Annotated in this window: 27 protein-coding genes; 6 read left to right on the top strand and 21 right to left on the bottom strand. The window is 53.0% G+C overall.

From position 1 onward, the window contains the following. Positions 1–99: 99 nt before the first annotated feature. From SBI19_RS25650 to SBI19_RS25710, 13 genes are all read right to left on the bottom strand, one after another. Positions 100–900 (bottom strand): hypothetical protein, encoded by an 801-nt coding sequence (locus SBI19_RS25650; RefSeq protein WP_317972373.1) that lies wholly within the window; start codon positions 898–900, stop codon positions 100–102. 80 nt (positions 901–980) lie between these two features. Then, positions 981–1,439: a helix-turn-helix domain-containing protein gene (locus tag SBI19_RS25655; protein ID WP_317972374.1), complete on the bottom strand. Its 459-nt coding sequence runs from the start codon at positions 1,437–1,439 to the stop codon at positions 981–983. 683 nt (positions 1,440–2,122) lie between these two features. After that, positions 2,123–3,415, bottom strand: a complete 1,293-nt coding sequence (locus tag SBI19_RS25660) for a M24 family metallopeptidase (protein WP_317972375.1) — start codon at positions 3,413–3,415, stop codon at positions 2,123–2,125. A 60-nt stretch (positions 3,416–3,475) separates the two neighbouring features. Next, a complete protein-coding gene (locus SBI19_RS25665) occupies positions 3,476–3,958 on the bottom strand; it encodes a hypothetical protein (protein ID WP_317972376.1) in 483 nt (160 codons plus the stop codon). Positions 3,959–3,980: 22 nt separating this feature from the next. Beyond that, positions 3,981–4,406: a hypothetical protein gene (locus SBI19_RS25670; protein WP_317972377.1), complete on the bottom strand. Its 426-nt coding sequence runs from the start codon at positions 4,404–4,406 to the stop codon at positions 3,981–3,983. A 65-nt stretch (positions 4,407–4,471) separates the two neighbouring features. Beyond that, positions 4,472–4,618: a hypothetical protein gene (locus tag SBI19_RS25675; RefSeq protein ID WP_317972378.1), complete on the bottom strand. Its 147-nt coding sequence runs from the start codon at positions 4,616–4,618 to the stop codon at positions 4,472–4,474. A 32-nt stretch (positions 4,619–4,650) separates the two neighbouring features. Further along, a complete protein-coding gene (locus tag SBI19_RS25680; protein ID WP_317972379.1) occupies positions 4,651–4,800 on the bottom strand; it encodes a hypothetical protein in 150 nt (49 codons plus the stop codon). Positions 4,801–4,846: 46 nt separating this feature from the next. After that, positions 4,847–5,743, bottom strand: coding sequence for a hypothetical protein (locus tag SBI19_RS25685; protein ID WP_317972380.1), 897 nt, complete (start codon positions 5,741–5,743; stop codon positions 4,847–4,849). A 28-nt stretch (positions 5,744–5,771) separates the two neighbouring features. Further along, positions 5,772–6,719, bottom strand: a complete 948-nt coding sequence (locus tag SBI19_RS25690) for a hypothetical protein (RefSeq protein WP_317972381.1) — start codon at positions 6,717–6,719, stop codon at positions 5,772–5,774. Further along, positions 6,706–8,154: an ATPase, T2SS/T4P/T4SS family gene (locus SBI19_RS25695; protein ID WP_317972382.1), complete on the bottom strand. Its 1,449-nt coding sequence runs from the start codon at positions 8,152–8,154 to the stop codon at positions 6,706–6,708. The genes SBI19_RS25690 and SBI19_RS25695 overlap by 14 nt, the downstream gene beginning before the upstream one ends. Further along, on the bottom strand, positions 8,151–8,993 hold the full coding sequence (locus SBI19_RS25700; protein WP_317972383.1) for a CpaE/TadZ family protein: 843 nt from the start codon (positions 8,991–8,993) through the stop codon (positions 8,151–8,153). Before SBI19_RS25700 ends, SBI19_RS25695 begins: the two co-directional genes overlap by 4 nt. Continuing rightward, entirely contained in the window at positions 8,990–9,712 is a 723-nt protein-coding gene (locus SBI19_RS25705) for an SAF domain-containing protein (protein ID WP_317972384.1), read from the bottom strand. The genes SBI19_RS25700 and SBI19_RS25705 overlap by 4 nt, the downstream gene beginning before the upstream one ends. Positions 9,713–9,924: 212 nt before the next feature. Next, a complete protein-coding gene (locus tag SBI19_RS25710) occupies positions 9,925–10,830 on the bottom strand; it encodes a LysR family transcriptional regulator (RefSeq protein WP_317972385.1) in 906 nt (301 codons plus the stop codon). Positions 10,831–10,976: 146 nt separating this feature from the next. Between SBI19_RS25710 and SBI19_RS25715 the strand changes: the two genes are divergently transcribed. The 3 genes from SBI19_RS25715 (at position 10,977) to hxlB (ending at position 13,610) form a co-directional block, all read left to right on the top strand. Next, on the top strand, positions 10,977–12,281 hold the full coding sequence (locus SBI19_RS25715; RefSeq protein WP_317972386.1) for a uracil/xanthine transporter: 1,305 nt from the start codon (positions 10,977–10,979) through the stop codon (positions 12,279–12,281). A gap of 132 nt (positions 12,282–12,413) precedes the next feature. After that, complete coding sequence (hxlA, locus tag SBI19_RS25720) at positions 12,414–13,046, top strand: 3-hexulose-6-phosphate synthase (protein WP_317972387.1); 633 nt, start codon at positions 12,414–12,416, stop codon at positions 13,044–13,046. 3 nt (positions 13,047–13,049) lie between these two features. After that, on the top strand, positions 13,050–13,610 hold the full coding sequence (gene hxlB / locus SBI19_RS25725; protein WP_317972388.1) for a 6-phospho-3-hexuloisomerase: 561 nt from the start codon (positions 13,050–13,052) through the stop codon (positions 13,608–13,610). A 98-nt stretch (positions 13,611–13,708) separates the two neighbouring features. Here the strand turns inward: hxlB and SBI19_RS25730 are convergent, their stop codons facing one another. The 3 genes from SBI19_RS25730 to SBI19_RS25740 form a co-directional block, all read right to left on the bottom strand. Beyond that, positions 13,709–14,482: an IclR family transcriptional regulator gene (locus SBI19_RS25730; RefSeq protein ID WP_317972389.1), complete on the bottom strand. Its 774-nt coding sequence runs from the start codon at positions 14,480–14,482 to the stop codon at positions 13,709–13,711. A 184-nt stretch (positions 14,483–14,666) separates the two neighbouring features. Continuing rightward, on the bottom strand, positions 14,667–15,035 hold the full coding sequence (locus SBI19_RS25735; protein ID WP_317972390.1) for a hypothetical protein: 369 nt from the start codon (positions 15,033–15,035) through the stop codon (positions 14,667–14,669). A gap of 49 nt (positions 15,036–15,084) precedes the next feature. Further along, on the bottom strand, positions 15,085–17,028 hold the full coding sequence (locus SBI19_RS25740) for a primary-amine oxidase (protein WP_317972391.1): 1,944 nt from the start codon (positions 17,026–17,028) through the stop codon (positions 15,085–15,087). Between the two features lie 350 nt (positions 17,029–17,378). Here SBI19_RS25740 and SBI19_RS25745 point away from each other — a divergent pair, with 350 nt between their 5' ends. Both SBI19_RS25745 and SBI19_RS25750 read left to right on the top strand, forming a co-directional pair. Further along, positions 17,379–18,695 carry an ammonium transporter gene (locus tag SBI19_RS25745; RefSeq protein ID WP_317972397.1) on the top strand — a complete coding sequence of 439 codons (1,317 nt, stop codon included), beginning with the start codon at positions 17,379–17,381 and terminating at the stop codon, positions 18,693–18,695. 6 nt (positions 18,696–18,701) lie between these two features. Further along, on the top strand, positions 18,702–19,049 hold the full coding sequence (locus tag SBI19_RS25750; RefSeq protein ID WP_317972392.1) for a P-II family nitrogen regulator: 348 nt from the start codon (positions 18,702–18,704) through the stop codon (positions 19,047–19,049). Positions 19,050–19,113: 64 nt separating this feature from the next. Here SBI19_RS25750 and SBI19_RS25755 read toward each other — a convergent pair whose 3' ends face one another. The 5 genes from SBI19_RS25755 to SBI19_RS25775 form a co-directional block, all read right to left on the bottom strand. Beyond that, the gene (locus SBI19_RS25755; RefSeq protein WP_317972393.1) at positions 19,114–19,800 is read right to left on the bottom strand and encodes a type 1 glutamine amidotransferase; all 687 of its coding nucleotides are present in this window, start codon (positions 19,798–19,800) and stop codon (positions 19,114–19,116) included. Positions 19,801–19,984: 184 nt separating this feature from the next. Beyond that, complete coding sequence (locus tag SBI19_RS25760) at positions 19,985–20,335, bottom strand: type II toxin-antitoxin system PemK/MazF family toxin (protein WP_040711809.1); 351 nt, start codon at positions 20,333–20,335, stop codon at positions 19,985–19,987. Between the two features lie 3 nt (positions 20,336–20,338). Continuing rightward, the gene (locus SBI19_RS25765; protein ID WP_191205733.1) at positions 20,339–20,620 is read right to left on the bottom strand and encodes a CopG family ribbon-helix-helix protein; all 282 of its coding nucleotides are present in this window, start codon (positions 20,618–20,620) and stop codon (positions 20,339–20,341) included. A gap of 240 nt (positions 20,621–20,860) precedes the next feature. Next, positions 20,861–22,039, bottom strand: a complete 1,179-nt coding sequence (gene alr / locus SBI19_RS25770) for an alanine racemase (protein ID WP_317972394.1) — start codon at positions 22,037–22,039, stop codon at positions 20,861–20,863. A 229-nt stretch (positions 22,040–22,268) separates the two neighbouring features. Next, complete coding sequence (locus SBI19_RS25775; RefSeq protein ID WP_317972395.1) at positions 22,269–23,432, bottom strand: LolA family protein; 1,164 nt, start codon at positions 23,430–23,432, stop codon at positions 22,269–22,271. A 99-nt stretch (positions 23,433–23,531) separates the two neighbouring features. Between SBI19_RS25775 and SBI19_RS25780 the strand changes: the two genes are divergently transcribed. Then, a partial coding sequence (locus SBI19_RS25780) for a hypothetical protein (RefSeq protein WP_317972396.1) occupies positions 23,532–23,786 on the top strand: 255 nt, incomplete at its 3' end.

Below are 23,786 nucleotides of genomic sequence, written 5' to 3' on the forward strand. Positions count from 1 at the left end.
CAATCGGAATGAAATCATTTTTGGAAAAAGATTGGAAGGTCGAATGCGATAGGTATCAAAACGATCAAATGCCTGAAATTGTATCGGTATTCGTTACAGCTAAGCCCCCGTTGAATTGTTCATCATGATAGGGAACAGTTTCTTTATATCCACTTCGCAGTCAGCATTCTTTTGCACGATGAGGTCAATGAGTCTTGATCCTGTTTCATAAAAGGTCACTCTGCTATAAGGAATGGCTGTTCCAGCATGTTGTTCCTCTATGCCCAATTGTTTCTTGACTTTATTTTCAACGAATCTTGCAAAGCCTTCCTTCCACTCCTGCCATACCATATATTCATATTGTTCATTATTGAGGGATAGCCTTAATTCATTTCGAATGCGAAAAGCTTGCTCCAGTTCACCGGCCACTAATTTGCCGTGCAGATGGCCAATAAGCGCTGCCACGTTCTCGTCCTCATAAGGAAATGGATAATGAAGCTCCCAATAATAGTCGTTCGTATTCACGGATGTACGTTCAATTTGTAGATTCGCTCTAAGCCCAAGCTCACATGTGTTGAATTGATAACAGTGAACCATCTCATGAAAAACGATGACTTGGTCCCATATGGAATCAAACACTTCCCCACTGACCACGACACAAGCCCGATTGTCATAACACGCCAGCGGGAAAGCTGCTCGAATGCCTGGGAATAACCCCATCGTGTCAGGCTCGACGCCAACTAATTGATACCCGTGGGCTTCGTTATTGAAGTCATAAATGTGCAGTTGTCGTTCATCGGGTTCGTAAATAACGATGGGGTAATGCTCGTTTAATAAAATATGATTATCCTTAATAGCCGCTTGCAGCTCCACAAGTTCTTGAAGCTTGCCTTGATATTCCGAGACTTGGTTTGGTGTCATGGATGCTGTTCCTCCCTCTTATATTGACTAATCGTGTTATGACTAGACACTGAGGAATAGCCTTGTTGAGCGATGCAGAGTTACTCTGTATGCTCGGCTACCGTTGTAAGAAGCTTACCTACGAAGCCTGTTTTTCCCCAAATAACAAAGCGGCACTTTTGCTCGTCAGGAAAATTTTGAAATTGCATCTTGGCCGGTCCACGAGTCGGATCATCACTATTCATGATGGAGACTAGATGCTGCGATAGAAGCTGAGCCTCCTTCGAGCCCATCGGGTATTCAACGACTGCGCACACCTCGAACGTTACACCGTTCTTGTCCTTGCCCTCATCGATAAAAGATTGGATCTCTTCATCCGTCTTCTTCTTGATCTCCTTCGAGATTCTGCCAACGAACATTTCCGCATCTTCTTTCGCAATTCGCCAGGTACCGCCGATTTTGCTCGCTTGCAGCTTGCCTTCCCGGATGTATCGGCGAATCGTACGGACGTGCATCCCCCATGCCTGCGCCAGCTGATCTGAATCAAACCAATCTTCCATCCATTTGCCTCCAGTGTATGATTTCGAGTTACCCCAATGTTGCAGAAGGGAACAAAAGGTAACAATAAGATCAACAGGAACAATATACAATAGGTTTCCAACTGTTGTAAATAGATATAGGTAACAAAATGTACTCTCAAGTAACAAAAAGTATCAAACTGATGACAACCTCCATCATGGAAACAACAAAGTTGACAGCCATAAAGGGAACGGCACCAAGCGAAGTACGGCACACTTATCGCACACCGACGCCATTTCAAGCATAGTGATAGGATGAAAAAATACAAATCACTCAGTCGCTCAATTCATAGCAACGGTTCTCACAGAGGCTATTCAGGCAGATTTGCCTTCGTACGAATGAAATCTGACCGAATAAACCCAATTACAACCACCGTTACAGTTACGATGCCTGGGTGCAAAGGCAAATAAGCACTGCTGCAACCGTTAGCGTTCTAGCGGACTATTGCGGTTATCAGAATAACAAAAGTTGCACACAATACTACACCAAGTTGGACAAAAATGGAGTTCAACGGGTTTCCTAACCGAACGACGTTTCCTCATTTACTCATCAGAAAAATGAAAAAAGCTGCCCCATTAGTCTTCGGGAACAGCTTCATATTCCAACAATCGACTTCAAGAGGCTATGCTTAGACCATGGTCCTCTCTCGTCAACGTCGTCTCTCTTACAACTTAAACAACTGCTCCTTCGTGCGCGTCAACGCTCTTGGCGGCAAGCCGCCTGCCGTGATGACATAGCTGTTCTCGATACCGACGACGCCAACGCCAGGGAACGTAAACTTCGGCTCGACCGCCAGCACCATGCCTGGCTCAAGCGGCATATCGAAGCCGCCAGCCAGCACCGGCCACTCATCGATCTCAAGGCCAATGCCATGGCCAAGGAACCGAACTTGATCGGCGCCATAGCCCATGAAATGGTCCGCGAGACCGTGATCGACTGCCAGTTTCAGTGAAGCCGCGTAAATATCGGAGCAGCGAGCTCCTTCAACCATAAGCTTCTCAACTTCTCGAATAATATGCTCAGCCGCTTTATACGCTTCAAGAAGTTCATCCGACAACTCGCCGATAACAGCCGTACGCGTCTGGTCGATGACATAACCATCGATGCAGCAGCCCAGATCGAGCAGGATCGGTTCGTTGCGCGCGAACCGCTTCATGCTGACGCTTTGCGGCGCGGAGGGCCCAAGTCCTCGGCCGCCTGCCGGTCCGTCAAAATACGTCGGCTCGGATGCAGCAGCGCCCGAACCGACCATACCCGTCGGCACCTCTTGGTTGTAGCCGCGCAGCCGCATCACACCAATATGTCCACGGCGGCGGACACCATGTTCCACGCGCGCAATCCATTCGAGCTCCGAGACGCCTTCCTTGAGCTCCGGCAGCGCTTCTGCGAGCGACTCATCCAGCGCCTTCGCTGCGCGTTCAATTCGTTCAATCTCCCAAGCCGACTTCACCATTCTAGCTCGGCGAAGCTGGGGAGATGCGTCCGACAGTCTGCTCAAACCGCGATCCGGAAGCGCCGCTCCTCCCTTACCCCCGTCATAGGCTTCCGCTATGAATGACGCCAGCTTCAAATAGGTCGAAGCAGGCAGCGTATCGAGATCCGCACCAATACGCGGCGGCGCTTCACTCTCGAACAATGAAGTATAATCCTGCCGAAGCGTCTGGCCGAACCGGCTGAATGAACCAAGCGGAACCGTTCGAATCGAAGACTCCCGCTTCGCCCGTTCTACACTCCGTCGAACGTACAGGGTAGGGTCCCCCACGGCCGGCACGAGCAAATAACCAGTCTGCATCGTCCCTGTCCAGTAGAGAATGGAAACGTTATGCGTGACGAGTACAGCATCCAGCTTGTCAGCGGCAAGCTGTTGCTGCAAATGACGGATTCTGCCCGCAACCTCATCCGCTGGAATATGATCATACGCCGCTTGCTCCGCAGCAAACTCATTCGCATCAGTCATTATGCATCAACTCCGATTCATCAATCATCCCCCACATTACAACAGTTTTCAAGTATGCCGTCAACCGCTTAGCTCCGCCGCCCCCTTCACATACCAATCAATCGGCTCCAGCGCACCAAACACTCGCGGATAATGCAGATGAATAATGAGAATGACGCCGGGATGCCAGAGCGTAACCTCGTAGTTATACGACATATTGCGATACGTATAAGGAAACATCTCATCGCTATTAACGACCTTGAAGACCACGATCTCCACGGGCCGGTGCAAGAACGATCCCGCAATCGGCTTCAAGCTGTTGTCCAGCTGCAAGTTTCCCATGAGATACGTCTTAGCCGCAGCCGAAGCCCGCTCGGAATCAATCCACACATTCCCATGCGCCAGCTGCTCCTCGTCCAGCTGTTGCGCGGCAGCATGCGCTGCGCGGTTAACCGCATGCTTCGCTTGAAACAGCGCCTTCATGGCGAGCTCTTCGTCTATCTGCTGCGCATGCGCCGTTACCCACACAACAGCCATCAGCGCAAACAGCAGCAGCTTCTCCATTCACTCGACACCCCATTTCATCCTATGGTACATATTCACTCATCTTCATGCCGCGTGCACTCATTCGATCGGTCGAAGGCGGCGGCTCGACGCCAATCAACCGATCAAGCGTGAACAACCCTTCATAGGGATAACTGATCGTTAAGGACAGCCCGATACCGCGAACAAGAGGAGCGGATGCGTTCGCTGCGTTACTGCCATCGCTCGATTCCACGGTATACGCCAAAGCTTCAGGATCCAGCCCAAGCGATGCAAGCCGCTGCTTGGATTGCTCGATCATGAGTTCATCAATATAACCGTGACTGCCGTTCGCGCCGATCTCCAGCATATAATCAACCTCCTGCTGAAGCGCCGCCTGGCGAACGATGAGTATATGTTTGTAAATAGGCGAGAACATCATCCAGCACAACATCCCCGCGAACAAAACGAATACTAATATGCTTCGCATGCCCGTCCTCCCTTCGCCATTAGGTGATCACGTCATAAGCTGTTCCTTGCTCAATGCCCTGCCTATTACGGGTTCATTCGTTGTATGGAGTCGCGCATATGACTGCCGCTATTCCGCAGCTGCTTGTTCGTTCCTTCTTCCCCTTCCACTACCTGTTCGTAAATGGCTATGACGGCCAGCAGCAGGAGCAGCGTCATCAATATCGATCTCATCCTGCATGCCTCCTATTCTCTGGGATGAACGCTTACGGCGCGAGCGAAGAAATCTTCCCGTTCGCCGTCGAGCCCTGGGTAAGAATCTGCTGCTTCGTGCCTGTTGTGTCGCCAGCAATAATCGTATTGAACAGTACGATTACAACAACAATCATCATGACCGCCATCAGGATATTGCGCATCCGCCTCACCTCCTTTAATAACTTCACTGAAACGTTGCTCGCCTCTTCAGTTCAAAGACTGGAAGAGCTGCTGCCCTTCCCGTACCCACGGGTAGAGAAACACTTCAAACATGTACATGATTGGCAAACCTGCGACCGTGAACAATACGTACGAGGTCGTCTCTTTGCGGCTTTCCTTCGCCAGTTCCAGTTTCTCCTTATAATCTTGAATGCGCTGGCGAAGAAGCTTGTAGAACTCTTCACTATCATGCAAGCGAAGCGAGTCCAGCGTCTCTACGAAGCTGGCGCCATCGTCTGTGCCGAGCCGCTGCTTGAACCGTCGCAGCGCTTCTTCCGCATCGTGATACCATTCCGCGAGAAGCCGCTGCAGATCGCCTTGCACGACCGAGGCGAACGGCACACAACGCGAAAGCTTCGTATGCAGATGTAAATTCGATCCTGCGAAATACAGCAGCTGATTGCTGATCTGAAACACATCCTTCGTGATCCGATGCGAACGCATCCGATGAACGGAGCGAAGCCAAGGCAGATCAAAGTACAGCAGCAGTACCGCAATAGCCACTCCGCCAAGAATAAAGATAGACGGCCAGCTTCCCACTCTTATTCGCCAATAGGCGATAACGACCGCTGCAGCCGGCACTACAACGGTCAGCACGATTCTTCTCAGTGCAATGTACAGCGCCGGATCTCCTTCAACCCCGCAGCCGCTGAGCAGTGCTTCTCGCTCCATGAACGAGGCCTGATTTCTTGCCAACCGCAGCTTCCTCAGCCAACGATCGGATACGGTCGTCGTCCGCCAGTTGAGGCTGCTCAAGTGCTGCCAACGCTGCTTGCGCTTCGGCAATAGACGGAGCAGCATATATAACCCAAAGAACAGCAAGACGAATTGCGCAGCCACGCCCGCTCCTTGCACAATAGCGCCAATCCAGATCGATGCGGACATTCCAATCCTCCTTTCCTCTAGCAGGCTGTTACATCTTCCTGCGGGACAGCCAGATGCCCATTAAGAATGAACCGAAGATAAGTACGATCGCATTCAGTATCAGATCGCGTCCCTTCGGGTCAACGAGATAGTAGTGATATGCGTTCTTAGGGCTGTAATGGACGTTTAATCCAACGAACAAGATAAGGAACAACACAGGTGTAAAATTGGCGATCCGAATTTCCAGCAGCTTGTTCCGCTCCTGTTCATTCGCACGCCGCGATCTACGCATATCGGTCAGCAGTTCGCGAAGACCATCGCTAATCGAGCTCCCCTCCATTAACGAAACGCGCAATAGGTTTACAAAATACTCTCCCCACACATGGCCAAGCGCTCCGGCAAAAATCCGCAGACTCGTCTCGTCATCACCTCGGACCGACAAGTTGCGGTACAGCTGGTCGAACACAGGCTGCATTCGGGCTGACAGCCTCCGCTCCTCAATCGTTCGCTGCAGTGCGTAACGGATATGCCGTTCTCCCGTGACCAGATAACTCTGATAGAACAGCTCGACTGAAGGCAGAAAATCAATTCTGACCTGAATCTGATGCTGAAGCAAAGCCATTCGAATGATTGTATAAGGCATCAACCCGCCAATCGCAGCAAGCATCAGCGTTCCCTTCGCACTTTGGAACAAAAGCAGGCCTATAACGCAACAGACAATGCCAAGCACCATCGATAAGGCAGCGAAGGACAATGGAGCAAGCGGCGCTCGCACCGACTCCAGCAGATCGGACAGATGCCGATACAGCCGCTCCTGCCGCACAAGCAGTGCTTCCAACGTTCCGATCCACCCCTGCTTCTGCCTATAGTGCAGTCTGCCGGTGCGATGATTGTGCGCAAGCAGCCCTGCAAGAACAACACGAATGACGATGAAGATCATTAAAAACAGTGCCAGCACGAGCAGCATGATCAATGGCGGCTGCTCAAGCATCGGCATGCTCCGCATTCAATTCCTGCATACCATCGGTCAACTTAAGCATCTCGGAAAGAAACGATCGGACGCCATGACGCCGAAACCGCTCCATCGCTGACGTCGTAGGCTGCTCGGGATACGTCCATTCCCTGCTTGCTTCGTCATACCGCACCCAGTCGTTCACAGTTACTGCGCCGTCCTTCCAGCCAATCTCGCCAATCCGATGAATAACGCGTTTACCGTTCACGATTCGAAGCTCGATCCCTAGCTGTGTCACATATTCCGCAATCCGCTTCGTCAGCCGCTCTGGATTCATTCCCCGTCCGTCGAGCATGCACATGTCGCTGACTGCCTCCGGAACGTCCTCCAATGTGTTCGCATGAACGGTCGTCATGCTCCCTTCATGTCCACGCGTGCAGGCACGCACATAGATATTAGCGTCCTGATCGCGAATTTCTGCATGTACGATTCGCTGAGGAGACTGCCGAAGCGCAAGCTTGAACGCCTGCGCCGAACGATGCGAGGAGTCCTCTTCATCGAACTCGTACTCCACGGCATTCTTGTTCGGAAAATCGCGGTGAATCATCATCTCAAGCCGATTCTCCAATGTTATAATCCGTTCCTCATCAGGCAGCTCCGCAATGAGCGATTTCATCAGATGCGTCTTCCCTGAGTTCGTTGGTCCGATGATCACGAGATTGAATCGGGCCTCAAGAACCTGAAGCAGCAACTGGCGAACGATTTCATTCATCGTTCCATAAGAAGGCTCGCATAAGGCCTGCAGCCGAAACACTTGCACCGTATAGAATCGAATGGTCAGCGTCGGCGAAGCCGTAAAGCCGAAGCCGGTCATCGTGACGCGTGAGCCGTCGCGCAGCATCACCTCCGCCCAACGTTTGCGCGGATTTATTCGGTCGTTGTTGTACAGAACAAGGTTTTGCTGAATCCGTTCAACATCGCGAACCGATATGAACGAATAGCGCGATAGAACCGGCATGCCGCCGCGAACCTCATAAATTCGCGTACCGATCACTTGAATCTCTTCGAGCCCCGACCGCTCCGCAAGCACCCGCTCCAACACATTCAGGCCGATAACTTCGGCGAACAACGCCTCTGCCAGCGATTCATACGGATGGCTGACTTCCGGCATATCGTGAATGCGATGCCGAATCAACCAGTCATTAATAAGCGCCAGCACATGCTCCCGATCCTTCGCGAAACCTAGTACGGCACGGTTCAGCCGTTCGCTGTACTGGCGTCGCTCCTCTTCGGTCATGCCGCGCGGTACCGATAAGTAGGTTCGCACCTCGTCGGCAATTCTGGCGAAGCCGCTGCTATCCTCCTCATCTCCGCTTCTTCCAGCGGCCACCCGCTCGGCCGGCATCCCCTCTGATCGTAGTCTAGAAGAGTAACCCGCCGGCGAGAATCGTTCCTGACCTTGCCGAACGCCACTGCTCATGAGCCCACCCCATTGCGATGAGCGAGCAGCTTGCGATACCAGGGCTGGCGATGCACCTTCTGCGCCCGCTGAATGCCATACTGCTGCATCCACTGCTTCGCAGGTTGTTTCATAACCGCTTGCCCTTCGGCAGCAGTGAGCCATTGATCGTACTGCCCGCTATCCAGCTGCATAAGGAGCGGCTTGGTCAACTGAAGCTCACCAGCGAGCGGAAGCCCCGTCTCTTTGCTCACATCTTTCACACGAAATCCCCCCGTTGCCCATGGCGAATGAATGACTAACAGCTCGTAGCCGTCGGATGGAACACCGAACAACGGCGATATTTGACCAATCCAACGGCTGCAATCCTCTTGAAAGTGTGACAGTGCATTCGTCGTTACGAGCACCCGCGAAGATGCCTCGCGTACAGCGCAGACCGTAGCGGCATTATCCCAATATGCGCCGACGTCCGCGACCACAATATCGAACGCCCGTCTGGCTGTCTCCAGCAAATATTCGATCTGATCCGATGTATAGAACTCTGCCTGATCCCGATCCATGTTGCCGAACAATACATGAAGCCCGGATACGCCTCTAACCGGATAGGTGCATCGAACCAACTGCTCCGGCCGGAGCGAGCGGTCACGCAGCTCTGGACGAATATGCTCCATTCCTACCGCCGGCCGGTCCACGCCGATGTACCGCTGCAGCTTGGCGCTCTTTAAGTTCAAACAGAGATATCCGATCTTGGCATCGCTGCTCTCGGCGATTCGGCACGCCGCGGCAAAAGCCGCGATCGTCGTACCGATGTTCGGAGTCGTTCCAACGAAAACGAGCAGAGGAGCGGCACCCGCTGTCATTGCTCTTCACTCCTCCCGTCCTGCACCGCATCAAACGAGGTCGGACTATAGGCGATAACGAGCTTTCCGCCGCCTTTGCACTGCTCATCGATTCGCATCCACTGTTCCTCTGTCAAATTCAAGTTCACGTAATCGATCATCGCATTCGCATCGCGACGCGAAGCATACATCCGCTCCTTATCGTTATCCGCGAGCGACATGAGATTGGATTGATCCGCGTTGTCGACTTCGACATTGTTCGATGACTTCACGGAAGCGACGGTTACGGGCTCATCGAACAATCGGACAGAAGCGGTATTCTCGCCTGTCACATACACCATGACACGGTCTCCGGCACGAATGCCGTTAGACACGGACAACACATAGCTGCGCGGAATCTGGAACGTAGACTCCGATCGATTCGGCATGAGACGGTAACGATCCAGCTTCCACTTCAGCACAGGCTCATCGACTCCGAGCGGAACGACCGCTTCCCAGCCATCCGCCTCCTGCGGCTGCAGCAGCATCGCCTCATTGACCGCGGATCGAGACAGCGGCATATAAGTCAAATCCTCAGCGGCAATCCGCTCGCCGGCCGCTATAAATCGTTTCGGCACGACGACACGCACCATCTCCTGCTCCTGCACATGCCGCAGCTGTACGACATAAATGCTATACACGAGCACGCCCGACAATACTGCAGCCGCCAAGCTGATTGCCGTATTCCGTTTTCTATTCATGGAACGATGAATCTCCTCTCTCTCGACAGTTTAGCGCTAACTAAAGGACAGACGCCGCTTGCACTCTGGAACGCAAAAAGAACGCAGCCATCGCACGTATTCGTACGTGTTGGCATGCGTTCTTCGCATCCGTTCCTGTATAGAGCAGCCTCGTCATCGACGACTTGCTAAATTTGTCTATATATTAACAACTGTGTAGACATTTGTCTATCCTAATTTTGTGCATTTTGTCGAATATCGTCCGAATGCGATTGGAGCAGCTCGATTAACCGATGCGCCGCCTTACTCAAATATTGCTTTTTGGGCCAAATTAAAGCCGAGCGCGACAGCTCCTGCGGACCGTCAATCGGATAGGCATGCAGATGCAGACCGCCATATCGTCGAAGCGACGCGGCGGGCAGTATCGAAGCCCCGAAACCCGAAGCGACAAGCTCGATCAGCATCCCGATATCGGAGCATTCCGCTGCAACGACAGGCGACAATCCTCTCACGTGGAACTGCTCCAGAATGAGATGGTACAAGCCGAGTCCTTCCGTGCTGGGCAGCACAAGCGAATGCTCTGCGATCTCTGCATAGGTAACCGCCTCTGCAGGAAGCCGCTCTAAAGGATCTAACGTGACAAAATAAAGCGGCTCAGCGCCCAGCTCCACGTAATCAAAATCGTCAAGCGCGATCGGAAGACGTACAACAGCCAAATCCAGCGCTTTTTCTTTCACAAGCTTGGCCAGCATCCTCGTCTCGTTCTGTTGTATACGGAACGTAACATGCGGATACAACGCGCGAAAGATGCTGAGCACGCGCGGCAGCCGCTCGTCCGATAACGTGTTGACGCCAACGGCTAGTTTGCCTCGCAGTCCGAGTCCCGATTCGCGCACCTCCGCTTGCGCTTGATCCATCAGCCGCGTAATCGTCAGCGCGTATTCATACAACGTCTGACCTGGGGTTGTCAGCTCCAGATGACGACCGCTGCGGTTGAATAACGGAACGCCAAGCTCGGTCTCCATCAACTTCAGCTGCTGACTGAGCGGCGGCTGGGACATATGCAGCCGATTCGCGGCCGATGTGACTTGCAGCTCCTCTGCAAGCGCGATAAAGTATCGCAACTGTTTTATATCCATGAAGTTACAGCCCCTGTCGGCAATGTTATCTATATGATTATCATATACATTATGAACTTTATTCATATTATTCATATACTTACTCCCATGATACCATAGGTGCAGCATTCATAATGCGCACATCCTAGAAGAAAGCTGGAGTAACAATGTTGGAACGAAATACTTCTCAATCAACAGCCAGCGTGCTGCTTGCCGGCGTGCAATGGCTGTTCTTTATTTTCACCAATACGGTCATGGTGCCGCTGTCGATCGGACATGCGCTGGGATTATCGCCTGCCGACATCGCCGAATCGATGCAGCGCTCCTTCATCTTGACCGGCGCGGTCTGCATTGTTCAGGCTGCATGGGGACACCGATTCGCATTAATGGACGGCCCCGCCGGCGTCTGGTGGGGACTTGTGCTCAGCATATGCGCCTCTGCGCCAGCGATGGGCATGGACCTTGGCACGGTCGCCGCAAGCCTAGCCAGCGGTTTCATTCTGTCTGGGACACTCGTCATCGTATTAGCGGTATGCGGCTTCCTCAGCGTGATGAAACGATTATTTTCCCCGAGTGTAATGGGCGTCTTCTTATTCCTGATCGCCTTCCAGCTCGAGAACACGTTCTTCAAAGGAATGGTCGGCTTCGACGTAGGCGGTCGGTTCGACCTGCCGATCGCAGGCTTATCCGTCGTTATTATCGCTGTCGTCGCCCTCATTCACATTAAGGGCAAAGGCGCATTCGGCCAATTCTCGCTGCTTGGCGGCATTGTGTTCGGTTGGATCGCATACGTTCTGCTATTCGGACAATCAAGCCGCATCGATGCCGCAGGCACCGATGTCATCTCGATCTGGCACTGGCTGCCGTGGGGCACGCCGCATATCGATCCCGGCATTCTCGTCGTCAGCATGCTCGCCGGTATTGTGAACATGATGAATACGCTGACGAGCCTAACAGCTGCAAGTACGCTCTACGGACGTGAATCGACTGACAAAGAAGCAGTCAAATCCGTCGTATTCACCAACCTGTTCTCCATTATCGCAGGCTGCTTCGGGCTTATTCCATTCGGAACATTCGCATCATCAATCGGTTTTCTCGAAAATACACGCGTACTGCGGCGGAGTGCGCTCATCGTCGGTGCAAGCCTGTTCATTATCATCGGTGCCGTTCCGGCTTTAAGCGGATGGCTTGTCCAGCTTCCGCTGTCCGTTGGCGGTGCGGCGCTGTTCGCCGCATACCTCCAAATGTTCGGCACCGCATTCCGTACGTTGTCCAGCACGACGTATACGCCGAAGACGATTTACCGCATTGCGCTGCCGATTCTGACAGGCATTTGCGTTATGAATTTGCCGGCATCGGCCTTCTCGGACCTCCCGCCGCTGCTGACGCCGCTGCTGTCTAACGGCCTGGTTATCGGCGTTCTGCTCGTACTAGTCGTAGAAAATGTCGTGAAGTGGGATCGGATCAAGTAAGCTCAAACAGCCTGCCCCAGTAACGCCGAGGTAACCCCATTACTTCAAAGTGCGTTCTTCCGCAATCTCTCCTGACGGACTAAGATGGACACATCCGATGAAATCCATTATCCCAAAGGAGAGATTACCCATATGAAACTGCAATTAGCGCTTGATCTCGTTAACATTCCGGAAGCTGTAGAGGTTGTCCAAGAGGTTGCTGAATATATCGATATCGTTGAGATCGGTACTCCGGTTGTCATCAACGAAGGTCTGCGTGCGGTTCAAGAACTGAAGAACGCATTCCCTTCGCTTCAAGTGCTCGCCGATCTCAAAATCATGGATGCCGGCGGCTACGAAGTGATGAAAGCATCCGAAGCCGGCGCCGACATCATCACGGTTCTTGGCGTGTCTGACGATTCGACGATCAAAGGCGCTGTCGTAGAAGCACGCAAGCAGAACAAAGAAATTATGGTCGACATGATCAACGTGAAGGACATGGCCGCGCGTGCACAAGAGATTGACGCACTCGGCGTCGATTACATCTGCGTTCACTCCGGCTACGATCATCAAGCGGCCGGAATCAACTCCTTCCAAGATCTCGAGACGATCAAGCGTGTTGTGCGCAATGCCAAAACGGCAATCGCCGGCGGAATCAAGCTCGACACGCTGCCTGAAGTGATTAGCGCGAAGCCAGACCTCGTCATCGTTGGCGGCGGCATTACAAGCCAATCGGATAAGAAAGCAGTCGCTGCCCAAATGCAGCAGCTGATTAAACAGGCCTAATCGATGAGCGCCACTGCTGCCGCGCCTATCCCGTCCATCCTGCTGGAGCTGCAGCGGACGCTTAAGTCCGTCGACAATCAGCAGATCGATAAGCTCGCTGATCGCATCACGGACGCTGGCGCCGTCTTCGTCGCAGGTGCCGGCCGTTCCGGGCTTATGATGCGCGCATTCGCGATGCGTCTGATGCACTTGGGGGTCCGAGCCTATGTGGTGGGCGAGACGGTTACGCCAGGGATTGCCGCTGGCGATCTGCTGCTCATCGGCTCTGGCTCCGGCGAGACGAAGGGACTCGTCTCGATGGCATTGAAAGCACAGTCGATGCAGGCGAATGTCGCGGCCATCACGGTCGTGCCTGTTTCCTCGATCGGCAAGCTGGCTTCGACGCTCATTCATGTACCCGCAGCGACCAAAGAAGCCGGTACGACGGCAGCGTCCATTCAGCCGATGGGAAGCTTGTTCGAACAGAGCATGCTGCTCATCCTCGACGCAGTCATTCTGCGGCTAATGGAGCGAACCGGTCAGCGCGCTGACGCCATGTTCGGCAACCACGCGAATTTAGAGTAGACGCCCGACAACACTCGATAGAAGCAACAAAGGCTGGCTTAACGAAGAAGTAGTTACACTGCTTCGTTAGGCCAGCCTTATTTTACATAGCGGAAATATTAGTCCCTTATTCGGTACAGGTTCCTATAGCCAAGCTCCTTGGAGATCTGATCGGCATACTTCTTCACGAAGTAGCTGTACTTCTCGATATTGTCCGGCGTAAACCGGATGGATGGTCCCGCAATGTTGAGCGAGCCGATGACGGTATTCTCGTATGAGAAGATCGGCGCCGCGATTCCCGTCGTCCCCTCCGTCATCTCTCCGTCCGTAATGGCGTACCCCCGGTTACGAATCAGCTCCATATCCTTCTCGATATATTCGCGCGTCAGCGGCTTCAGCGCTGGATGGTCGATCCAGTCCGTCTCGGACAAAATCGCATCGCGCAGCGGCTGAGGCATGTAAGCTAGAATGACACGATTCGAGGCGCCGATGAAGAGGGGCAGCTTAAGCCCGATCGGCTCGGATATCTTGAGAATTTGCGGCGAGTCGATGCAATCGATGTAGACGCCTTCGGTATTCTCCCGGGAGGCGAGATAAATCGTCTCCTTCGTATGGCGGCTCAGCTCCTCCATGAACGGGCGGGAGACCGAGCGGAACATCAGGCTATCCCACATAAGGAAGCCGTATTTCATAATGGATAGGCCAAGCTTATATTTCTTCGTCTTCTGATTCTGAGCGACGAAGCCATGCTCCGAGAGTGAGTTCAGAATACGATGCACGCTCTGAACCGGCATATCCAGCTCTCGACTAATCGTCGTGACGCTGACTTCTTTGTCGCTGCCTTGTGGAACCAGCATGTCTAAGATCTGAATTGCTTTTGCAATGACGGACACGACCGCACCTCCCAAATCAATCCGACTGTTATATTCACGTTAAGTAATCTAACATCACCAATATTATAACGTATGATCTACCTGTATGTTCAAGAGAGTTAGGTATGTTTGTGTAAATTTTTCCCCCTTCACTCTAAGTCAGGAGCAGAAAGGCTGATGCAGCACACGCACCAGCCTTCCATCATCATAACGTTATAATCGTATAAATACCGACGGCAAGAACAAGGAGCGAGATGCCGCTGCACAACATCGTATGCTGCGTAAATCGGCTCCTCTGGCGATACGCCTCGCTTAATTGACGCCCTGCGAAATACATACCGACGAGATTGATCACGAAGAGCAGCAGCATCAGTATATTCATCATGAGCGACGAACCATCGCCTGCCGCTTCATGCCCCATCCCATGATGTCCCGCATGCATCTCCGCTGCCGATCCCAGCAAGATTGGAGCAGACAGATAATGCACAAGATGCAGCGCAGCTGCGCCTGCGGCGGAATAAACAGAGAGCGTGGCGTTTCGCGACCCCAACCAACGCATGCCAAGCTGCGACACAGACACCACCATCCCATTATATCGATTGTTCTGCCAAGGACTTGAACGATTAGCTCTGACAGCCGTCCGCTTTCATCTTGCTGCCGCAGTAGTTCTTCTTCGGCTGCGCAGGCAGATCCAGCGCCGGACTTTGATTGAAGAAGCTGACCGGTTTCAGCATGAAGCCGATATAAGCCGCAGGCATAACCGGCCAGTCCTCCGGACGCGGCACGTGCGTATGCCCCATCGTGTACCAGACGACGATGTCGGTATTCTTAATGCTGCGGTCTTGTTCCGCCCACTTCGATAGTCCATCCCCGCCAATATGCTGATTCGGGTATTTGCCGGAAGCGTACATTTCATCTTCGTTGTAAGGCGTAACCCACAAGTGGTGTTTGATGAAGCCAGCGCGCTTCAGAAGACTCGAATTGTCCGACGCGAACGGGAAGCAGTTCTCCCCCGTTACGATTTTGTACCCGACCGATTGGCCCAGCTCATTCTTCACATTATCGTTCACGAACTTCCAATAACGAGCCGTCTCCAGCTTAATGTCGCGTTTCGCCTGCTGCTCGGTTTCGAGCAGCGTCGACTTCGCATAAAACGCGTTCTCGCGCGGATTGTCCGGCCCAAGCTCCTCAGAGACAACGTTCACCTCGTACACCGAGTTCTCATTGCCGTCCAGCTGCATATCCATCCGCACGTTGAAGAAATGCTGGTGGTTCGGCGCATAAAGCTCTGGGCCTACCATATTGCCGTACTTCGGCTTCTCGCCAGGGTGCAGACCGGCAGTAGACAGAATGCCCGTCAGCTTCACCTCGAATTGAATGTTGCCGTCTTGATACAGGTACCAGAAGAAACCGTACTCGTAGTTCGCAACGGTCGAAATCGAGGAGACGACCAATCTGCGGGAACGTCTTACTTCCACATCGTTTGTCCGCCAGTCCGTGTGCTTCCACAGAATGCCGAAGTCTTCTTCGTGCATGCAGATCGCATTTTTGATGACAAAAAGCTCGCCTTTGCTGTCGGACATAACGCCGTCGAAATATTTGATATACCCGACACAGTCGCAGCCGAGCTCCAAGCTGTTCGCCAGCTGGCCGATGCCGTACTCGCCGCTGTCGAATGCATTCTTACGGTTCTGGATCGGACCAGGATCACCGTACGGAACAACCATCTCCGACAACGAGCCGCGGTACATGACCGGCCGCTCGCGGCCTTGATCGTTGTATGAAAGCGTATGGAGCGTCAAGCCTTCACGGGCGTTGAAGCCGATGCGGAACTTCCATTTCTCCCATTCAACTTCATGGCCGTTGATTGCAAAGCTTGGACCTTCCGGCTGCGTAATCTCTACCGGCTTGATCGTACTGCGCAGCGGACCTACTCGGTCTGGCGTATAGTTGAAGGCTTTCGATGGAATCGCCGTGTATTCGTATTCCTCTACTCGAAGCACTTCCATCTTGTTCAGATCCACAATAGGCACAATCGGGAGCGGACGAGCGTATCCATTATCCTTCTCATCGCTGCGAAGGAAGCAAAGCGGCCGCGCCAAGCGTTCCGTCGCATCCTCTTCCGTCCCCCAGTTGCCCGGCGACCACAGATCGACCATAACAAGCTCCGGCGTATCGATGCCGAGACGTTCGAGCGCTTCAATAAACAGCAAGCTCTTGCGAACGGCCGCCTCGCATTCGACTTGTTCATCGAGCATAATCATCGGCTGCACCCCAGGCACATGAACCCAAGATACGACTTGCTGAGAAGCGAGCGATACAACTGCCTCGTACGTCGCATTGTCCTGTTTGTTCAGAATAATAATGAACACTTCGCGATCGAACGGCTGCGTCCCATCAAACCCGATCACAACTTCCTTCTTCGGCTCTTTCAGCGATACGGATACGAAGCGGTCCGCTTCGGTCAGCTGACGCTGATCCTTCAGAATTTGTACGGCTGCCTTCAGCTCTTCACGCGAGAGCGGCTCAAGCGGGTGATTCGCTAACGTTACAGAAAGTTGTGTCATGTTTCTCCCTCACTTTTCGTTTGTGATGTTAACTTATGTGACAATCATATCCCGTAAAAGAACAACCTCAAATACTCATTTCCCGCATATCGAGATAAAAGAAAGTAAATTCTGAAAACTCTGACCAATTATCACATAATGGGATAGTTCAATGTACGAGACCTGCGACTTTAGGCCATAATCGTGTCAGTAATTCTTACATAAATATTAGGAGGGATTGAACGATGCGATCAACGAGAAGGTTCAATGGTTGGAAGAAGTATGTATTCGTTCTGGCTTTACTCGTGCTTAGCCTCACGGCGCTGCCAATGGCGGCATTCGCAGAAGATGCGGCTGCCGCGACATCTGCGATCGACACAGGAGACACGACTTGGATTATCGTATCGACCGTGCTTGTCATGTTCATGTTCATGCCCGGACTTGCCTTATTCTATGGGGGACTCGTCGGTCAACGTAACATTCTATCGACGGTCATGCACAGCTTAAGCGCATTCGTCATTGTCACCTTAGTATGGGTACTATGGGGATACAGCTTCGCCTTCGGCCCAGGGATAGGCGGCATGTTCGGCGGATTCGACTTCCTCGGCTTCGATGGTGTAGGCATGGATGCCAAAGACGGCCTCACGATTCCTCACCTCATATTCGCGTGTTATCAAGGCATGTTCGCCGCCATTACAACCGCCCTCATCTCCGGCGGCGTCGCGGAACGGATTCGCTTCTCGGCATGGGTTCCCTTCTGCATCCTGTGGGTATCGCTGGTGTACGCGCCGATGGCGTTCTGGGCTTGGGGCGGCGGCTGGCTGTCCAAGCTTGGCGGTCTGGACTTCGCAGGCGGTACCGTCGTTCATATCCTCTCGGGCGTCAGCGCACTGGTCGCTGCCTTAGTCGTCGGTAAGCGCCGCTCCTTCCCGAACAAGACGCTGCCACCGCACAACCTCATCTTCTTCATGGTCGGCGGCATGTGTCTCTGGTTCGGCTGGTTCGGCTTCAATGCCGGCAGCGCTCTTGCATCGGGCGGTCTGGCAAGCCTCGCAGTTGTTACGACGCAAGTAGCTGCAGCAGCAGGCGGCGTTCTCTGGATGGCAATGGGGAAGATGCTGCGCGGAAAAGCGACGCTCGGCGGCGGCGTTACCGGCGTCATTGCCGGACTGGTCGCGATTACGCCTGCAGCAGGCTTCGTATCGGTATTGTCGGCGATTCCGATCGGCGCGCTCGCAAGCGTCATCTGCTACTGGGGACTTCATGTCGTTAAAGCAAAGCTGCAATACGACGATTCGCTCGATGTCTTCGGCATTCACGGCATCGGCGGCATCTGGGGCGCGATTGCGACCGGTATTTTCTCCAGCACGAAAGTGAATCCAGCTGGTGCGGACGGCCTAATCCACGGCAATGCCGCGCAGGTTGGCATTCAAGCGGTCGACGTGCTCGTTGCAGTCGGTCTTGCTTCGGTCGGCACGTTCGTTATCCTGAAAGTCATCTCCTTGTTCACTCCTCTCCGCGTTACCGAAGAACAAGAGCTGACCGGCCTCGATTTAAGCCTCCACGGCGAGAATGCGTATAACACGTTCGAAGCGGTTCGCAGCGAGCTGCCTAGACCGCTTGGACAAGGCGACTTCAGCCCAGGCGGCTCCCCGGTTGCGGCCATCCCAGAGATGAAAGGAGTCTAACAACGCATGAAACTGCTAACGATCATCGTTCGACCCGAGAAGCTGAGCAATGTAACAGCTGCCCTCCACTCAGTCGGCATTAGCGGCATGACGATCAGCGATGTGCGCGGCCAGGGCATTCAGAAAGGAGTGCGCACTCAGTATCGCGGCGTTGAGTACCAGACCGATTTTGTGCTCAAAAATAAGATCGAAACCGTCGTCAGCGACGACATCTATGAACCAGCGCTCGAAGCGATCGTCGACGCAGCACGTACCGGCTCGATCGGCGACGGAAAGATCTTCGTCACCGAAATCGCTGACGTGGTCCGAATACGAACCGGCGAGCACGGCAAGGCAGCTTTGGGTCAGAAATAGCAACGAAACGAAAGAAGCCCCAGCAGCACGGTATGCTGCTGGGCCTTTTTGAATAGAAATAGGGCTAACTCGCCGCAATGCGATCCAAAATCATGTGAAGCATACGGAACGATTCGCTGCTCCGGCCGATCTCCGAGCGAATGTGAGCCGCATCCTGCACATAGGGCGCCGACACCAACTCATTCGCCCAACGCGTAAGCATCTGATCGATGCAGGCAGGCGTCGTCTCGAGATGGAACTGCAGCGCTAGAATGCGATCGCCCCAAGCGAAAGCCTGCTGTCCGCATGCTTCCGACTCCGCCAGACGGCGCGCTTCCTTCGGCAGAACGTAGGTATCGCCATGCCACTGGAACGAATGAAACGCCTCCGGCAGATCATCAACCCAAGGATGCCGCTCCGCCGTCCGCTCGATCCGATGCCATCCAATCTCCTTCGTTTCGTGACGATGCACACTGCCGCCTAGAAGCTCCGCTAATAGCTGCGCCCCGAGGCAAATGCCTAATATTTTCTTATCCTGCTCAATCGCCCGTGCAATAAACCGCTTCTCTTCTACGAGCCAATCGAGCTTCTCGTCATCGTATGCACTCATCGGACCGCCGAGAATGACGAGCAGCTCGGCCGCTTCCAGCCACGCTTCTACTAACCCATTAGCCGGGTCCACGATAAGCAGCTCATGCGCGCCAAGGGATGTCCACTGCTCCAGCGCCATCGTATCATCGAATTCAAAATGTTTCAGTGCCAGCACCTTCATGCGATTCCCTCCAAACGTCATCCGCGTACCGGATTCAAGTCTTCTCTATGCTGTAATCGTACCTTCTAGGCGCGGAATACGCAGTCCTGTTTTCCCACATAGCAGGATTTGCCCGAACAATTGACGTACAAAAAGGAAAACAAGAAGCCTCTGACGAATGTCGTCAGAGGCTGAAGAGGTTGATTTAGAAATCGATTAATCCAACGCTGATTTGCAGCGCTTCATCGACTTTACGCATCATTTCGTCGTCCAAATGCGTAATTTTGTCCGTGAGCCGCTGTTTGTCGATTGTACGGATCTGTTCGAGCAGCACAACGGAATCCCGATCGAAGCCGTGCGATTCCGCTTCGATCTCGACATGCGTAGGCAGCTTCGCCTTCTGGATCTGAGCGGTAATGGCTGCCACGATGACCGTCGGGCTGAATCGGTTGCCGATATCATTTTGGATAACGAGTACGGGACGAACGCCGCCTTGCTCAGACCCCACAACGGGTGACAAGTCCGCAAAAAATACATCGCCGCGTTTTACGATCAAGCTTTACACCCCGCTTACGAGACGGCCGAGCGTATGATCGGCATCTTCCTCCGCGTGAAATGCTTCCGAGGCCATATTCAAGTTGATCTTAGCCATCTCCATATATCCGCGCTGCATCGATTCGCGGATTTGCCGCTTCTTTCGCTCCATCAGATACAGCTTCATAGCCTGACGGATAAATTCGCTGCGGTTGGAATTTTCTTTGGCGACGATGCCGTCGACTTCCTCCAGCAGCTGATCCGGCAAGCTGATCATGATCCTCTTGGTGTTCTGCAAATTGGCCACCGAACTCGCACCTCCAAAACTTTTCCAGACCCTTATAACCATTATGTCAAATTAACGATGGCGCTATACTCCACATACTTATGAAGCGAATAGAAGCGTTATGCAACGGTCTAGTTGCTGCATGTATTCCTATTCGAGAATGGACGCCGGATAAGCCACTTTAAATCTGATTGCAATAAATTTCGAGGTAAAATGCAATATTCCTGCTGCAAATCACAATTTACGCAAAGGAAATTAATACTAGTCCAATAATGGATTGACAACTGCTGTCACTTCTTCGCCTCTTCTGTAGACGCGAGGCACGCGCGCTGCGAGCATGCAGGTCACTTCATAAGGAATCGTGCCTAGCTGCTCTGCGATTTGATCCGCCGTTATCCATTCTTCGCCTTGGCGTCCAAGCAGCACAACCTCTTCATCTGGCGCGATCGCGCAGCCGTCAGCCTCAGCAGGTCCAAGCGCGATCATGCATTGATCCATACAGATCGATCCGAGCACCGGAACACGTACGCCGCGCACGAGCGCCTCTGCTTTGCCGGTCAGCATTCGGCTGTAGCCGTCTGCATATCCGATTGGCAGCGTGCCGATTCGTTCTTCGCCGGACGTTATATAACGCGCACCGTAGCTGATCCCCCAGCCTTGCGGGGCTGTCTTCGTCATAGCAATCGCTGTCTTCAGCGACATGACGGGTTCAAGCTGGATACGCTGCTTATTCACTTCTTCAGAAGGATAAATGCCGTACATGCCAATGCCAAGTCGGAGCATGCCGAGTCCCCATTCGGGCGTATCGATCCCCGTCGCACTGTTCGCTGCATGAAACAATCGGATCGGCAGCGCATTCTTCTTCACGTAGTCAACTACGCCCCGGAATCGCTCATGCTGCTGCGCCGTATACGTTTTGTCCAGCTCATCCGCTTTGGAGTAATGGGTGAATAAGGCTTCGACTTCGATCTGCTGCACCTTCAGCGCTCGCTCGATGAACGCTTCCGCTTCGCCGCCCGCCAGCTTCCCAAGTCGGCCCATGCCGGAATCGATCTTAATATGCACCTTAAGCTTCTTCCCGTTATCCGGCAGTGCAGCCGCAGCCTCGAGAATATCATCTCGAAACAAGGCAATCGCAATATTATGCTCCCGAGCAACGGCAAGCCCTGCAGGAGGTACATAGCCTAACACTAGAATCGGAGTGCGAATCCCGCTGAGCCGCAGTTGCAGCGCCTCATCCAGAAATGCAACCCCCATGTAATCAACGCCGAACGCTTCCGCTTCCCGCGCAATCTGTACTGCACCATGTCCATAAGCATTCGCTTTCACAGATGCCATCAGCAGCATGTCACTTGGAATCGCTTGTCGAAATGCCGTCAAATTGCTGCGCAGCGCATTCAGCGAAATTTCCGCTCGCGTTGCGCGATAAAAAGCTTCCACTCATCGTCACCTTCTTCTCATGCCGTAACAAATCCAATAAAAACTATGTTAAAGGTTGAGGCTAGCAGTGTCAATGAAACTGAACCGTTTTCCGTACGGAAGAAATTTGAAATGAACAGGGATGCTGCTAATGCTAATCGATGATGCGCATCCCCGCCTAGGGTAAGTTATGCGTAAAAAAGACAGCGCGACCCTCATCGGATCACGCTGTCCTTATTGTACTGCCGAATTACTTCGTCGCGCCTTCATCCATCGATTGGGCGATAAGCACCATTTCGTCCTCTGGCAGGTCCGCGCTCGTCAGGCGGTATTCAATGCCTTGATAGGTCCACGTCAGCGTCTGCTGCTCTTCGCCATCGCTGATGGAGCCCATCGTAAAGCCGAGGTCGCGCAGATAGCCTGGTATATAGGAAGTTGCGACATCCTTCGGCTGCGTCTGAATGATACTGAAGTTGTACGTTCCTTGATAACGCTGCATGATGCCCGGGTTGCCGCCGAACGTAATTTCCTGCGAATCCTTGAACGCTACGCCGTCCGGCAGATACATTGGGTCGAGCTCGAGGAAGTCAAGCGGCTGCGCTGTCGTTTCATCCGCTTCCTGCTCATCCGTTTGCTCATCCTTAACCCCTTGATCGCCCGTCGTGTCCGTGTTGCCGCCTTGCTCTTCCGTTCCATTAGTCGCTGTATTATCCTTGGAAGGCTGCTGCGTATTCGTATTATCTGTCGTTCCGGCTTGATCACCCGTCGACGGCGTGCTGCTGCCGGTATTCAGGTTAGCCTGCGTATCGAAGGCGTTCTTCTCAAACTTCGGATCGAAGTTGAACTCATCGAACGTCACTTTCACCATCACCGCCGCGTTTGTATCGGACACTTCGACTTGGCGAGGCGCGAAGTCCTCTTTGTTCAGCCAAATTTTTTGCCGAGCGAGCGATCCGTTCTGGTAGTTGGCCATAACGTCGAATACGTACGAATCGTTCTCGGTTGCGAACTGTCTCGATTGGTCGAGCAGGATGCTGGACAGCAGCGTTTGGTACAGGTAAACCTGTCCTTGGTTGTCCGGCCAGTCGCTTTGGAAACGGAACACTTTGTTCAATCTAGGGGTCAGCACGAACACGCCGTCATCGTTACGAAGCACAATTTGCGTAATATCCTTCTTGGCATTCGTCAGAGCAATCCGATAATAATGATCCTTCTGGTACCATACCTCTACCTTGTACTCGAGCGGCTGCTGGCTTGTGTTGAGCGTCATCGTTCCTTTTGCTTGGTAACTTTGCAGCTTGTTCTGCACCTTGTCCAGTTCTTTTACGACCGAGTCTGCATTTTTAGCTCCGCAGGCGGATGCCACCACCGTGATGAGCATCATAATGGCCGTGATCAATACGATCCGACGCATGCGATCAACCCCTTCAGCACTTTGTGTGAACAACTGATAACATGTCTATGTGCAGACTTGGCCAAATATGCAGACTAGCTTGACGAGCATGACAAGCTGGTGGAGAAAAGCTTGCAGTTAAACGGCTTAGATGGCGTTCACTATATTAAGGGGGCGCTGGGCGGAGGCGCGTGGGCGGTAGTTGGACACTCATATGGTGCATTTCTGCACCTTATTGCCTCGCTGGCGGCGTACCGCTCACATGTGGTGCATTTTTGCACCTTATTGCGCTCGTTGGTAGCATTCCGCTCACATGTGGTGCATTTCTGCACCTTATTGCGCTCGCTGGCGGCGTACCGCTCCCATGTGGTGCAT

The organism is Paenibacillus sp. CCS19 (genome assembly GCF_033239625.1).
Classification (GTDB): Bacteria; Bacillota; Bacilli; order Paenibacillales; family Paenibacillaceae; genus Paenibacillus_T.

Coding starts and splice junctions, on each gene's coding strand:
- SBI19_RS25650 (WP_317972373.1), bottom strand. CDS start 900: ATGACACCAAACCAAGTCTCGGAATATCAAGGCAAGCTTCAAGAACTT.
- SBI19_RS25655 (WP_317972374.1), bottom strand. CDS start 1,439: ATGGAAGATTGGTTTGATTCAGATCAGCTGGCGCAGGCATGGGGGATG.
- SBI19_RS25660 (WP_317972375.1), bottom strand. CDS start 3,415: ATGACTGATGCGAATGAGTTTGCTGCGGAGCAAGCGGCGTATGATCAT.
- SBI19_RS25665 (WP_317972376.1), bottom strand. CDS start 3,958: ATGGAGAAGCTGCTGCTGTTTGCGCTGATGGCTGTTGTGTGGGTAACG.
- SBI19_RS25670 (WP_317972377.1), bottom strand. CDS start 4,406: ATGCGAAGCATATTAGTATTCGTTTTGTTCGCGGGGATGTTGTGCTGG.
- SBI19_RS25675 (WP_317972378.1), bottom strand. CDS start 4,618: ATGAGATCGATATTGATGACGCTGCTCCTGCTGCTGGCCGTCATAGCC.
- SBI19_RS25680 (WP_317972379.1), bottom strand. CDS start 4,800: ATGCGCAATATCCTGATGGCGGTCATGATGATTGTTGTTGTAATCGTA.
- SBI19_RS25685 (WP_317972380.1), bottom strand. CDS start 5,743: ATGTCCGCATCGATCTGGATTGGCGCTATTGTGCAAGGAGCGGGCGTG.
- SBI19_RS25690 (WP_317972381.1), bottom strand. CDS start 6,719: ATGCCGATGCTTGAGCAGCCGCCATTGATCATGCTGCTCGTGCTGGCA.
- SBI19_RS25695 (WP_317972382.1), bottom strand. CDS start 8,154: ATGAGCAGTGGCGTTCGGCAAGGTCAGGAACGATTCTCGCCGGCGGGT.
- SBI19_RS25700 (WP_317972383.1), bottom strand. CDS start 8,993: ATGACAGCGGGTGCCGCTCCTCTGCTCGTTTTCGTTGGAACGACTCCG.
- SBI19_RS25705 (WP_317972384.1), bottom strand. CDS start 9,712: ATGAATAGAAAACGGAATACGGCAATCAGCTTGGCGGCTGCAGTATTG.
- SBI19_RS25710 (WP_317972385.1), bottom strand. CDS start 10,830: ATGGATATAAAACAGTTGCGATACTTTATCGCGCTTGCAGAGGAGCTG.
- SBI19_RS25715 (WP_317972386.1), top strand. CDS start 10,977: ATGTTGGAACGAAATACTTCTCAATCAACAGCCAGCGTGCTGCTTGCC.
- hxlA (WP_317972387.1), top strand. CDS start 12,414: ATGAAACTGCAATTAGCGCTTGATCTCGTTAACATTCCGGAAGCTGTA.
- hxlB (WP_317972388.1), top strand. CDS start 13,050: ATGAGCGCCACTGCTGCCGCGCCTATCCCGTCCATCCTGCTGGAGCTG.
- SBI19_RS25740 (WP_317972391.1), bottom strand. CDS start 17,028: ATGACACAACTTTCTGTAACGTTAGCGAATCACCCGCTTGAGCCGCTC.
- SBI19_RS25750 (WP_317972392.1), top strand. CDS start 18,702: ATGAAACTGCTAACGATCATCGTTCGACCCGAGAAGCTGAGCAATGTA.
- SBI19_RS25755 (WP_317972393.1), bottom strand. CDS start 19,800: ATGAAGGTGCTGGCACTGAAACATTTTGAATTCGATGATACGATGGCG.
- SBI19_RS25775 (WP_317972395.1), bottom strand. CDS start 23,432: ATGCGTCGGATCGTATTGATCACGGCCATTATGATGCTCATCACGGTG.